Annotated in this window: 16 protein-coding genes; 8 read left to right on the top strand and 8 right to left on the bottom strand. The window is 46.2% G+C overall.

Annotated features, from left to right (window positions below; translation table 11 throughout):
* Positions 1 to 331 precede the first annotated feature (331 nt).
* Together SynBIOSU31_RS09195 and SynBIOSU31_RS09190 are read left to right on the top strand one after the other, a co-directional pair.
* The gene (locus SynBIOSU31_RS09195; RefSeq protein ID WP_186489388.1) at positions 332 to 526 is read left to right on the top strand and encodes a hypothetical protein; all 195 of its coding nucleotides are present in this window, start codon (positions 332 to 334) and stop codon (positions 524 to 526) included.
* A gap of 107 nt (positions 527 to 633) precedes the next feature.
* Positions 634 to 909 carry a CCRG-2 family RiPP gene (locus SynBIOSU31_RS09190; protein WP_186489383.1) on the top strand — a complete coding sequence of 92 codons (276 nt, stop codon included), beginning with the start codon at positions 634 to 636 and terminating at the stop codon, positions 907 to 909.
* A 1-nt stretch (position 910) separates the two neighbouring features.
* Here SynBIOSU31_RS09190 and SynBIOSU31_RS09185 read toward each other — a convergent pair whose 3' ends face one another.
* On the bottom strand, positions 911 to 1,105 hold the full coding sequence (locus SynBIOSU31_RS09185) for a hypothetical protein (RefSeq protein WP_186489382.1): 195 nt from the start codon (positions 1,103 to 1,105) through the stop codon (positions 911 to 913).
* Between the two features lie 35 nt (positions 1,106 to 1,140).
* On the opposite strand from SynBIOSU31_RS09185, the gene SynBIOSU31_RS09180 reads away from it, so the two are divergent.
* Entirely contained in the window at positions 1,141 to 2,946 is a 1,806-nt protein-coding gene (locus tag SynBIOSU31_RS09180; RefSeq protein ID WP_186489381.1) for a hypothetical protein, read from the top strand.
* A gap of 49 nt (positions 2,947 to 2,995) precedes the next feature.
* Here the strand turns inward: SynBIOSU31_RS09180 and SynBIOSU31_RS09175 are convergent, their stop codons facing one another.
* The 3 genes from SynBIOSU31_RS09175 to SynBIOSU31_RS09165 all read right to left on the bottom strand — a co-directional run bounded on the left by SynBIOSU31_RS09175 (position 2,996) and on the right by SynBIOSU31_RS09165 (position 5,402).
* Positions 2,996 to 3,388, bottom strand: coding sequence for a DUF3104 domain-containing protein (locus tag SynBIOSU31_RS09175; RefSeq protein ID WP_370593617.1), 393 nt, complete (start codon positions 3,386 to 3,388; stop codon positions 2,996 to 2,998).
* 755 nt (positions 3,389 to 4,143) lie between these two features.
* A complete protein-coding gene (locus SynBIOSU31_RS09170) occupies positions 4,144 to 4,389 on the bottom strand; it encodes a hypothetical protein (RefSeq protein ID WP_186489380.1) in 246 nt (81 codons plus the stop codon).
* 296 nt (positions 4,390 to 4,685) lie between these two features.
* Positions 4,686 to 5,402, bottom strand: a complete 717-nt coding sequence (locus SynBIOSU31_RS09165) for a hypothetical protein (protein ID WP_186489379.1) — start codon at positions 5,400 to 5,402, stop codon at positions 4,686 to 4,688.
* 110 nt (positions 5,403 to 5,512) lie between these two features.
* Here SynBIOSU31_RS09165 and SynBIOSU31_RS09160 point away from each other — a divergent pair, with 110 nt between their 5' ends.
* Positions 5,513 to 5,851: a hypothetical protein gene (locus SynBIOSU31_RS09160; RefSeq protein WP_186489378.1), complete on the top strand. Its 339-nt coding sequence runs from the start codon at positions 5,513 to 5,515 to the stop codon at positions 5,849 to 5,851.
* Positions 5,852 to 5,865: 14 nt separating this feature from the next.
* Entirely contained in the window at positions 5,866 to 6,306 is a 441-nt protein-coding gene (locus SynBIOSU31_RS09155) for a hypothetical protein (protein WP_186489376.1), read from the top strand.
* 736 nt (positions 6,307 to 7,042) lie between these two features.
* Here the strand turns inward: SynBIOSU31_RS09155 and SynBIOSU31_RS09150 are convergent.
* Positions 7,043 to 7,432: a hypothetical protein gene (locus SynBIOSU31_RS09150; RefSeq protein WP_186489374.1), complete on the bottom strand. Its 390-nt coding sequence runs from the start codon at positions 7,430 to 7,432 to the stop codon at positions 7,043 to 7,045.
* Positions 7,433 to 7,542: 110 nt separating this feature from the next.
* On the opposite strand from SynBIOSU31_RS09150, the gene SynBIOSU31_RS09145 reads away from it, so the two are divergent.
* Positions 7,543 to 8,079: a hypothetical protein gene (locus SynBIOSU31_RS09145; protein WP_186489373.1), complete on the top strand. Its 537-nt coding sequence runs from the start codon at positions 7,543 to 7,545 to the stop codon at positions 8,077 to 8,079.
* The gene (locus tag SynBIOSU31_RS09140; RefSeq protein ID WP_186489371.1) at positions 8,076 to 8,390 is read left to right on the top strand and encodes a hypothetical protein; all 315 of its coding nucleotides are present in this window, start codon (positions 8,076 to 8,078) and stop codon (positions 8,388 to 8,390) included. Before SynBIOSU31_RS09145 ends, SynBIOSU31_RS09140 begins: the two co-directional genes overlap by 4 nt.
* A gap of 222 nt (positions 8,391 to 8,612) precedes the next feature.
* Here SynBIOSU31_RS09140 and SynBIOSU31_RS09135 read toward each other — a convergent pair whose 3' ends face one another.
* The 3 genes from SynBIOSU31_RS09135 to SynBIOSU31_RS09125 all read right to left on the bottom strand — a co-directional run bounded on the left by SynBIOSU31_RS09135 (position 8,613) and on the right by SynBIOSU31_RS09125 (position 11,411).
* Entirely contained in the window at positions 8,613 to 9,341 is a 729-nt protein-coding gene (locus tag SynBIOSU31_RS09135; RefSeq protein WP_186489369.1) for a hypothetical protein, read from the bottom strand.
* Between the two features lie 420 nt (positions 9,342 to 9,761).
* Positions 9,762 to 10,862, bottom strand: coding sequence for a site-specific integrase (locus SynBIOSU31_RS09130; RefSeq protein ID WP_186489367.1), 1,101 nt, complete (start codon positions 10,860 to 10,862; stop codon positions 9,762 to 9,764).
* Positions 10,863 to 11,150: 288 nt separating this feature from the next.
* On the bottom strand, positions 11,151 to 11,411 hold the full coding sequence (locus SynBIOSU31_RS09125; RefSeq protein ID WP_186489365.1) for a hypothetical protein: 261 nt from the start codon (positions 11,409 to 11,411) through the stop codon (positions 11,151 to 11,153).
* A gap of 41 nt (positions 11,412 to 11,452) precedes the next feature.
* Between SynBIOSU31_RS09125 and SynBIOSU31_RS09120 the strand changes: the two genes are divergently transcribed.
* Positions 11,453 to 11,608, top strand: coding sequence for a hypothetical protein (locus SynBIOSU31_RS09120; protein ID WP_186489364.1), 156 nt, complete (start codon positions 11,453 to 11,455; stop codon positions 11,606 to 11,608).
* The last annotated feature ends 14 nt before the right edge of the window (positions 11,609 to 11,622 follow it).

Genomic DNA, 11,622 nt, shown 5'->3' with positions numbered 1-11,622 from the left:
GGGGCGTGTGGGTTATTCAGGATCCGTGTAGGTACTTAATGAAGCCTCAGAAATTTCTGCGGGGATTTACGGGATCAAAGCCACATGGCCGATGCACTTGGATATGCCTGCATCGCACTCCAGAAAGGATTACTGCCCAGAAGCCTCGGCGTCACCGGCCCCCGCGTGAACTAGCCCAGTCAGACAATGAACTCTGAGCGATTCACCAGAAGCTCACCAGAACATCTTGGGGTCTGCACCAAAACTATGTAGTGGGGTTCACCAGAAAGGCTGTGATCTTGAAGGAGTCGAGGGGGCAACACCCCCAACCCCAAATCACTCCTTTAAAACAATGACTACTTTCAACACTGACTACAACAACACTGAACTGCTCGATCAAGAGCTGACAATTGATCAGCTTGAATGCGTGGCAGGTGGCAATTTCGGGCAGGATGCCGCTCGGTTCATGTATGAGAACGTCCGGAATAACTCCCCCACGCTTCGAATTTTCGAATGGTTAAATGGTGGTCGTGGCCCCCTGGCATAACTCCTGCGCAACCAATCGCCTCATTCACATTCTGATCACCAGCCCCGCCACGAGCGGGGTTTTTTATTGCCTTTCAGCACCTGTGAGCAAAATCACAGCACTGCTTGATGGTGGTCATAACTCAAGCCATTGATTCGAGAGATGGTGTGTTCATCAGGGGGAAACACCCCCACAACAACCTCAAACCCATGACCAACAACGAACTCACTCTTGATCAACTCACCACTATTTCTGGTGGAGTAGTGGCGGGTCCTAATGGGGAAATTTGCACTGATCGCTTCACCTGGAAAGACATCAAGGACATCTTTGGTGGAGGCAAGAGCATTGTTCATCCAGAGTTCCGACTCGGCAGTAGTGCAAATCCAGGCGGTGACGACATCTGAGTCAAAGACAAGCAACTAAAACATGACGCCCCGCCACGAGCGGGGTTTTTTCATGGCTGTGGTGACTCGAATCCACTCTCTTACTGAGATCTGAGCGGTTCACCAGAAGCTCACCAGAACTATTCCAGTGCTTCACCAGAGCTCTGTAGTGGGGTTCACCAGAGGGGCTGTGATCTTGAAGGAGTCGAGGGGGCATCACCCCCAACCCCAAGTTACTTTCTTGATTTCATTATGTTTGCTCAACTCTTTGTTGCTGCTGTCTCCGTTGTTGATGTCGCAGTCAAAACCGTTACTTCCACCGTTGAAGTCATTGGAGGTCAAAAAACTCCAGAAGAAGCTTTCAATGCCGTTGTTGAAACCGTCACCGAATCTCCTGTTGTCAAAAGTGTCACCGGTCTTGTCAAAGTCGCGACCGGTGAAAAAAACTGGGAGGAGTACGGCACTGATCTTGTTGAATCAGCTAAGAACACTTCCATTGGGCGCGTTGTGGAAGGTGTCGTTGATATCGCCAATGGCAAGGATGTCGGCGATGCACTTCTCGATGCCGCTAAAAAAACCAGCATCGGTGAGGCGATCGACACCACCGTCAATGTGATTTCCGGTGAAACCCCCATCGAGGAAGGGGTCAATACCGTTGTCAAGACCGTAGCGGGTGCCAACAGCCCAATCGCCACTGCTGTCAAAGAGGGTTCTGCTATAGCTTCCGGCGAAACCTCGGTGGTTGATGGCACAACTGCCGTTGTTCAGGCGGTAGTGGCCCAGACCGATCCAAAGCAGGCCCGCGAAATTGGTGTCGTCAAAGAACAGCTACAGAACGAGCCAGAAGTCGTCTCTCAATCAATCGATAACGCCATCAACAGCATCACGTATGGCGGATTCACGCTCGCACGAGAGCTGATTGACAGCACTGGCCTGACCAACATGAAGGAACGACAGGGCGCTGCAATCCGCAGTTTCCAAAAAGGAAACATCGGCGAGGGCGTTCAGCATGCGCTTGCCGTCACCCCTCTCACCAACACTGTTGCCAACGCTGTGGATCAAGCAAAAGGCGACACCCACGGTGCTTTTGGTCATGAGGCTTCCTTCGGGGCACCAAAAGGCAAGGCACTCACTGGCATCACAGATGCAGTGCTGAATTCGCGCACTAATGGCTATTACTCCAAGGTTCGAGATCTCAGCGACAGCACTGGCCTCACTGACATCAAGGATCAATTCAACGGCGGCTTTGATGCTCTGATGGCCGGCGATCTCAAAACAGCCACAGAGAAGCTGTTGATCCGCTCCGCAGTTGTGCCGAATGTGCTCACCAGGATGGCCGAGAAGGGATCGGCTTACTGGGAGGATCTTGCGCTTCCAAGCTCCAAATCAGTTGTTGCTCTGGCAGAGAAATCGATCGCTCCTCTTTCTGACCTTGGCAGCGGTCAGAGTGTGAGGGAAGACGCCAAGGCCTTCATTGAAGACATTTATGCCGGCGAATTCAAGCAGGCTGCCAACCGTGCCCGCTCACTCAGCGTTAACGCAGAACAAGCAGGATTCACGGTTGGAGCAGACACCAGCTCGTATATCAAGGCACTGGAGATCTTTGCAACCCGTGGGAGCGAATTCGACAACCTCGTTGATGTCATACTCAATCAGTACCTGCAGAAGAACAATCCTGTTGATTCCTTGACTGGCGAAACAGCTGAGGTCATCGGGACTATCGACAACGCCGGCAGGACTATGGAAGCAGGCTTCGGGGGTGTATCTGGTGACATCTTCGATACAGATTTCATCACTAACCCCGAAGTCATTCTCCCTTTTCAAGCAGATGTAGCCACACCACTTCTGACTGATCAGCCAGCTACGGCACCTATCTTCGATACAGATTTCATCACTAACCCCGAAGTCATTCTCCCTTTTCAAGCAGATGTAGCCACACCACTCCTGACTGATCAGCCAGCTACGGCACCTATCTTCAATGGATTACATCAATCTGATCCAACCAAGCCACATCATCAAGACCAATTCCATGCTCAGCACGATGAAGTGCTTGCCTAAATTAAGTTGATGCAGTGCCAGTAATACGCCCCGCCAAGTGCGGGGTTTTTTATTGCCCTGGCTCCCTCGGCAAAATGTGCATCACCAGATCAGCGTTGACCCAGCGGATCACGCCTGAATCCACATCGGCGATCTGGAACAGGTTGTGGATGTTCGGGTCTCGTGCAGCTCCACCGCAGTGGATCACCTGCCCCATCCACCAATCCTTCTCGGCCTTCTCTCCGGTCTGAAGGTCGTGTTTGACGATGACCGTCATCCCTGTGGCCACGTCCAGGAACAACGGCCTCTCTGACTCGGGCGAGTTGTAAACCCCGTGATCAACCGACATGCCCACAAAACTAGGACGCCTGTAGTAGCCCCAAATGGGAGGGCCTGCCCAGCTCCTTTTAGAAGGACCAGGCCGGATGGTGCCCGGAGTAAGGGTGTCACTGCTGCTGACCATGGCTAAGACTTCGATTAGATCAGATCAGATCAGATCAGATCAGATCAGATCAGATCAGATCAGATCAGATCAGATCAGATCAGATCAGATAAATAGTCAGGTATTTTAAATGTATCCCAGTCACCGAATGATGATGGTTTGTTTATTGCACGCTTAGTGGGCGTACCAATAACAATGCAGTGATGTACTTCAACTTGCAGTTACCCTTGTCTATCCCTTCGTTACTGTCATAGCTGAAGTTGGTATTAATTACTCCTTCACGTATTCGCTTTGCTCGTACGTTCAGTCATTCACCAAGATATAGATAAATGGTTGGTTCATTCAAGATGTCTGTTTACTCATTCGCTCGCTCGCTCGTTCATTCGTTCACCTAGACATAAGTAAAAAATGATTTAGGTGCTGTTTGTGTCAGTACAGAAAGCTCCCACGCTTCGCGTGCTTGCTTTACTGAGAACGGACTTTGTATAGATACAATGTCATCGCTTTGTTGTCAGCTCTTTACCAGCGTCATTGACTTCAAATTACAGCTGGCAATCAGATGTCATGCAGTGACGTCGATCATGTCTTGAATAGATAAGTCATTAGACAACCTCTCGTCCATAGTCGCCATTGGAGACAATCTCTTCAGTACTTGAACCACCACCCTTTGTCAGTTTTTTGGCTGCAACCGACGGTGGATAAGGCATCATCGGAATAACGGCACGGACCGTTTCAAGCATTATGGGATGCGTAACGCGATAGACTCTATTCATACTTCATTTCGATGATGGAATCAGTCCAACCAGTTGAATAAATGCATTGTCTAGTAGTGCATCAACTGACTCAAGAACCTTCTTCTTGCCCATTCCAAGCGTGTCAGCCAGCGCTTTGTGTGACCATGTCGTAGTTCCTCCACAATCACGCCGATACTCATATTTACCTTTTTCATACCGCCTGTCTTGAAAAGCAGATTGGAATAAAAGACTGTAAACAACGACTGCTGCATATCCCAGCTTTGACACCTCGATTATTGGAGGCACTATGTCTTTCAGAATTACTGTCATTAGTTTAGATATATACTTGTGTTCTATATGGAACACTTTGATGATGATGAGTACGTAGTCCTATGGGTGTTTAAGTCTTTTCCTTGACTCAGTTTTTCTCTGTATACGGTGCTTATTGGTTCCCCCTGTATACACTGCGGATTGGTTCTCCTTGTATAAACTGCTTATTGCTTTTCCCTTTATTTACTGCAGCATACGCCTAGTTCCTCTTCTACCTGTATAAGGTGCGGATAAGTCTGACTAATTTTTGTGATTTATTGAGGAACTAGATTTCCAAAAAGGAGCATCAAGTTGTAACCCTCTTCAGCCTTAGCTTCAATACCACCTTCAATACTTACAAATGCGACCTGATCAACATATTCAGTAAGATTTTCAGATATAGGTCCACCAGGTTCTACAGGAAAGCTAAACCAGGACTGACCACCATCAAGAACTGAAGGAATAAAATTAAATTCATCAGTGATACCTTCTTGGATTAAAGTTGAGCTTGGATCTGCTGAAATTTGAATAGATTTGCCTGTGACCGACGTTAGAACAAAACCGGAGGATTGAATGTCTCCTATTAGTTCTTCAATCGCTTGATCATTACCGTCAGAAGTAATAGCACCAATAAAACTTGAGCCGTTGAGTAAGGATTGAAGTTGTTGAGTCAACTCGGTTTGTATGTCCTGACCAGTAACAGAGTCAGTCGCAGAAGCAAACCCACCACCACCGCCAACTGTTTGAAGTACCACTGACTTTGATCCAGCACCACTTGTAGCAATCATCCCGTCTTGAGCACCAGCACCGTCAACATCAACGCTTCCACCATTGCCATTAGTAACAAGATCAGATATTTGGATTTGGATTTGGTTTTGGATTTGGGATCGCCAACTACCACCACCGCCAATTGTTTGAAGTAGTAGTACAAATGAGTTATCACCACTTGTAGAAATAATGCCTCTATCGTGCTCAGTATTTGTTTCAGTCATTATTGCTTCAGCCGTAGTTGATAGAAACAGGGTAGCAAGGTATTGTGCTAGTGACTAATTTTTGTCATTTCTAATCAGTATTGCTACGGTTGTGAAAAGATTCACTTTTAATGAAAGCTCTTTTACTCCTAACAGCACTAATGGTGTCGGCTTTACCAGTTAAAGCAGATGACACACGGTTCCTTAATAGATCAACAGTGGTAGGAGCTTTAGCAGGTACAGACTGCTTTGTAAGGAAGGGAAAAATGACAGAAGAGGAAGCAAAAGAAGTAATGAATTATATGTTAAGCGTGTATCCAGAACTCAATGCTGCTTATTCATGGGCATCGTCATCTGATAAAGCATCGAAAGCTGTGCAAGTAATACTCCCTTATTTGAACTCTGATTGCAATAAGATGAGTCTTTCAGAAGATGAGGCACAGCGCTTAATTAGACCTTACTTGAATTAATAGACGCTCAACCAATGAAGAAATTATCAGTCCTCCTAGGCGCTCTATTCCTCTCAGCATCAACTGCATTAGCTGATGACTTTCTTTATCTACAATGTGATACTAAGTTTAGCAAGATAAGCAAGGATCTTAGGGCAAATAAGGTTATAGAGAGCGATGAGGGTGCCGATGTATTGCTTAGCAAAGTTGACTTGATAAACAGCCGAGTCATGACGTCAGAAGATGATGCTGAATGGAAGGAAGTGGAAATTGTTAATGGTGTTTATAGTGTTGACGATGAAAAGTTAGTGGATGGAGTTTCTCTTTCCGCGTCGATGTTTTTGCAAGTAGATCCTCCTGGGCAAATGACTGTGAATGTTCTCAGTCGTGACGATAATTCTTCGGTTTCATTCAAGGTGACTGGCATGTGCAAAGAAGTTGAAGCTTCAGTATTTGAGAAAGCTTTGAACCAATGATCCGATTATCAGTCTTCCTTCTTTTACTAGGACTAGTAGGTTGTGGAAAGTATCCATCAAGGGAGCAGGCAGTTCGCGCCTGTAATGAATGGAAGGGTAGAGGTGCATCTACGACTTTTGTAAATAAATCACAACTGCGTTATCAAGTTGAAAAAAAACGGAGTAGTTCCTGTGTTTAGTCGTTCGTGTGAAGAAGAGACAGCAGAAAACCAGGTTTTAGGTAAAGAGAATAGAAAGATAGAGAATGGAACCTGGACGCGAGCGGAAAGCCACTCTGAGGACTGGAATGTAGTCAAACACTTCCGTTATTGAGCATCTATGACAAAACTATCAGCGGCTCTAATCCTTCTCACCTTAGTCAGTTGTTCAAATAGCTATGGCTCAAGAGAAGAAGCAAGCAATGCAAAGAATGAGTGGCTTAGGGATGGTGTAACGATTGGCGTTTATCCACCAAGCAACCTTTTTCGAGGATATACAGAACAAAGTACAAGATGGTGTGAGGAGGAGACGCGTCAGTTTGTCTGCAAGAAGAAGCTGGCAAGCAGTCAAAAGATGGAGAAGAAGGAATGGGACAACGCCAAGATTTACTCTCATACTTCCGCTATTGAGTCATCTCTGAGGCCTCTACAAGCTCCTACAGGAGGCACTAATAGTTGCCTTATAAATGTAGCTTACTCAGCCGTGAAGACTGTTAGAGAGCCTTGCAGCGCGCGCTCTTGTATGGCTTCAGACTTTTTTATTGTTTTTTGAGGGTGCAAGCCTGCATAAGTTTTGCATAATCAAGTGAACCTGGTATCACCTGTTTCCAACGAGAAGGCATTCCATCCTCTACGCGAAGAGTTCTCAGTTTGAACTGCGGACAATTCGCCTCACTTATTTCTCTTTCATAGCTTGTCTTAAAGGTGACATATGGGTAATTCCTTGAAATCACGTTGAGATAAATGCACCCTTTAATTCCTGCGCCATAATCTTCGCATGCTGTTCTGCACCCAGCTTCATCGCATTCCGGTGAACAAGGATTAGTCAATTGAGTTTGAGCAGGCATAACGCCCAGCAAAGAAGAAGTCGAAAGTAGTGTTGCGAGAAGACGTTTTATTAGAGCTAGTGCATAGGTGATTCGAGCCATACACAAGGGTGCTTCATAGAGGCCTTGTAGAGCCTTACAGCGCGCTCTCAGCGAGCACAGACACCTCTCATAAGCTAAGGAGCTAAATTAAAGCAACGCACGAGAAGCTAATGAAGAGATTATCAATCCTCCTTGGTGCTCTGGTCCTCTCAGCATCTCCTGCATTATCTCTACCTGTAAGGCTGTTGTGCCATGAAAATGATGGATTGGCCATCTATGAAGCCAATGAGTTAATGGAGTACTTCGGAAAAAAAAGGGTTGAGAGACCAATATGTGAGCCAGAAGATTATTTCAATGATGATTGTGAATCGCAAAACATGTTTGGAGAGGATGACCCATACACCATTGAGTTCAACCCAGATACAAAGGAAGCTATTGTAGACCGCGCTTCAGAGACTATCTTTTATTCCTTTGAAGAAACAAGAAACCAAATTAAGTTAGTCAGAAAAAGACGTCCGGTTCTTGGGGATACATATCAAAGGAATGGCAATAATACATTCCAGGAATATAGTATTTTTATTGATAGGGGCTCTTTGTCCTCTGTTTATACAGAAATCATTGACAGTACTGACGGGGGAACAGCTGAATACCCTGGAATTTTATATACCTTTGTAATTAATGGTTTCTGTAAGAATCACCCTTTTTGAGATACAAGCACGAAACTTTTTACACACTTCGCGATGGAAGCACTAACAACAGCAGAGAAGTTATCACCAAAACTTACCCCTACACGACACTAGAGCAGATCAAAGCAAATAATGGCATTCATCAAAAGTCAAGGTTAAGCAATAAAGACGGTTTTATAATTGAAGCATTAGTAGTTGCCAGGCACTGTGACATAGATGAAGCTGAAAAGCAATGGTTAGTTTGTAAAAATAAGGCAGCAGTAGATATGACTTGTAGAGATAGAGATGGTGCTAGAGGAAAGATGGAAGTAGTCAAACACTTCCGTTATTGAGCATCTATGACAAAACTATCAGCGGCTCTAATTCTTCTTACCTTAGTCAGTTGTTCAAATAGCTATGGCTCAAGAGAAGAAGCAAGCAATGCCAAGAATGAATGGCTTAGGGATGGTGTAACGATTGGCGTGTATCCGCCAAGTAACCTTTTTAGAGGATATACAGAACAAAGTACAAGATGGTTTGAGGAAGAGACGCCTCAGTTTGTCTGCTTCAAGTATTTAACGAGAACGAGACCGACCTAGAATAAAAGCGATCAAAATCGCTATATACAGCTGACCACTAACTGTAATAATCGTGACGATTACCTGTGAGGTTGTATCGCCTGAGCTCACAACTCCTGTTCCAACTGTTGTCAAAATATTAAAAGCAGTCGCCATTAACACTGGCGAAAAAATACTCACTGGATTCGATATATTTCCTAGGCCATCGTATGCATTAGAGTTGGTTAAAACATTGATGTCAAATGCAGCGGGATGCATCTCAAGTGTTGCCGTCAATAACACGCCACCAGCTACGCCAATTAACAGATAACCATCTACGGCAGCCATTACGACTTCAACAGTCACGAATGGCTCGCGTATAAGTGATTTTATAAGCCTTAAAATGCTTAGCATAAAAAATAAGATCCAAATAAAGACATGTACAGGCGTCAGCCAATGACCCATGGCTGGAAAAAATCCTAGGCTGAAGCGCCAAATAACTTCAAGACTTATAGCTAAAATACCAAGCCCAAAAAAGAAGGAATTCAGTTTTTTGATTTGTGTATATCGGCTAACTAGGCCGAGTAATATGCTGGCCAGGGCTATATTCAGGCAAGATTGTAAGGCTGGGTATCGTTCGGCTACTGGGAGCAGTATCAGAAAAATAATTTGTGCTATTAGGAGTGCGCTGTATCCACGATGGCGCAAACGCAATCGCTTGATGAATTCTTTGCTGTAACTGACCATATTTTGCCTGCAACCTTAAATTGTTCTGTATTACTTCATTAATGCCTTAAATATGGGGCGTCGTCAACTACTCAACACGCCGCTTAACAGCGTCTTTTTCTTGCGTGTTCTTTTCTGAACTGTCATGACCTCAGCCTTAGTGCTTAGCAAGCTGCTCAAGCTTGGATGCCTCTCTAATCTGATGGATAGCATCACGTCTTGAGGTCGTAGTGTCTGCTCTCTTCAGCAGATCTAGATAATGCTTGCTTGACTCGATTGTTGTTTGTTCATTCAGTTGTTTGTCCATGCTGTTTCCTCATGGTTCTTATTTTGTTGATGTTGATGTTGATGCATGATGTAATGATCTGCTAGTTAGCGCCGTTGTCATGGAGTTACTTAGCGGTTTGTATCTGTTGTTCTGTTGGTTGTATTGTTTAGCTCTCAGGTTTTCACAAGCATCTTGTCCAGGCGCTGCCATATCTTTTGCATTTCCTCTCTCATTGTACCCACCGCATAGCCTGATCCATACACTTCCATCATGGCGGTAGGTAGGCGATGGCCTAACACTGCTTCAATCACTAATGGGTTGCAGTGTAGCTGTCTTGCTAGCTGAACAAACCCATGCCTAAATGAATGCGGTACTAGTTGCTCATCCTCTCTTGCCTTTCTAAATACATTCCCAAATGCATCGGCATTACAATCCACTATTGAGTTACGTAGAAATGCAGGGATTGGGATAGTTCTGATTGATGATTTGTTCTTCGGAGACCAACCATCAATAGGTTCAATCACAAAAGTATCCCCTTCAACCCTCCCGTGGATGGCTTCACCAACACGGACACCAAGGAAGACAATCCTTAACAGCAATGGATCATTCTTGATGTCTGAGCTGAGCATCTGTCGGTAGTGGTCCTCAGTTGCTGTCAGGTGTGACCGCTGCACCCGCGACACATAGTCAACCCTTGAGCATGGGTTCAACAGGTCTGGGTGAAGACCCGACTTGATCAATGAAGTGAACACACCAGACAGCGTTGCCATGCGTGTGCTGATGGTGCTGTCACTTTGACCATCACCTTCCATTGCCAACATCATCTGCCTGATGTGCTGCGGCTGCATCTTTTCAGGTGAGACACCTCTTGGCAGGTATGGCCTGACCATCCTGATCTGTGCTTCCCAGCTGCTACTCAGCTGCTTGTGCTGTCGTCTTAGGGCACGTCTTCGAGTGATCTCAAGCGCCTGTTCCCAAGCATCAGCTGTTGGTTGCTCTGCATTGGCAAGCGGGTCATAGGTCAACTCAGATGCAGGGAAGATATCCATGGCCCGCCGCATCTCATCACCATCTGGAGTGACGATCTTGATCAGCTCCATTGGGTCGTAACGCCTTGTGCGTTCAGCGCCTAACGATGCATAGGCAGCAGGCCAATCACGTTGCGCTTGTGCCTTGTTGGTTCCTAGGCACTTGCTTAGCTTCACGCCCTTGACCGTCTTGACAGCCCAATACTTCCCATTGATCAGGCGTGGCTTTGTTGCAGGGCGTGGCATTTGAAGGGAGTGTTTGGGAGTGCTGAGAACCCTTGGTACTAGTGATGATTAGAGTTGGTCTCCCTTTGAGCGTAATCACGCATTGTTCTGCGTTCAGCACTGAGGCCGCGCTGATGCTTGCTCGCAGATTGATGAGGCCCATAGGTTTGGCTTCATCACCATTCCCCAGGCGGCTCTCAGGATCATTCTGTTCACCCTGATTGGCATGACCACCTCCGTTCTGCGGGGTGGCTCTTGGACAGTGAGCGCCCTCGATATCCAAACGTTGGTGTTTGTCTTCAATCTGCTTCAATCCTTGGCCCAGCGTTGGTTGCATCTGCTGGAGCAGTTCATGTCTCCGTCTGGGTAGTTGTAACCAGCTTTTCGAGCATTCTTTTCAACTTCGGCTGGGCTTGAACCACTGAAGCTGCGTGTGGTTTTGGCCTCGACATCGATGGTGGCTGTCAGCAACCCAGTGGCTGCGACCAGAGCAAAGCTGAATGAGCGCATGATGGAGGTATTAAACCGTTGATCCTCGAAGTACCAGGCGATCAGGTCAAGAAATGGCAAGCAATCTTGTAATCGGGCCTGAACGACTCCACGCTTGACGGATGGGATTGCTTCACTGTCCGCTTTGCATCGGTCTGGCTGTTGTGTCAGCGCTCCGCTTTTCTGCGCATGCTGTCTTGGCCTTTCAACTCGATCGACAACGTTTTGAGCGTTTTTCTCACGCCGATCAATCGATGGGAATCCTGATGCGTCTGTGAGACTGACGTTTTCC

Origin of the sequence: Synechococcus sp. BIOS-U3-1, from assembly GCF_014279975.1 — a bacterium.
Lineage (GTDB): Bacteria > Cyanobacteriota > Cyanobacteriia > PCC-6307 > Cyanobiaceae > Synechococcus_C.
The sequence above is the reverse complement of the archived record's forward strand: the minus strand, read 5'-3'. Positions and strand labels throughout refer to the sequence as shown.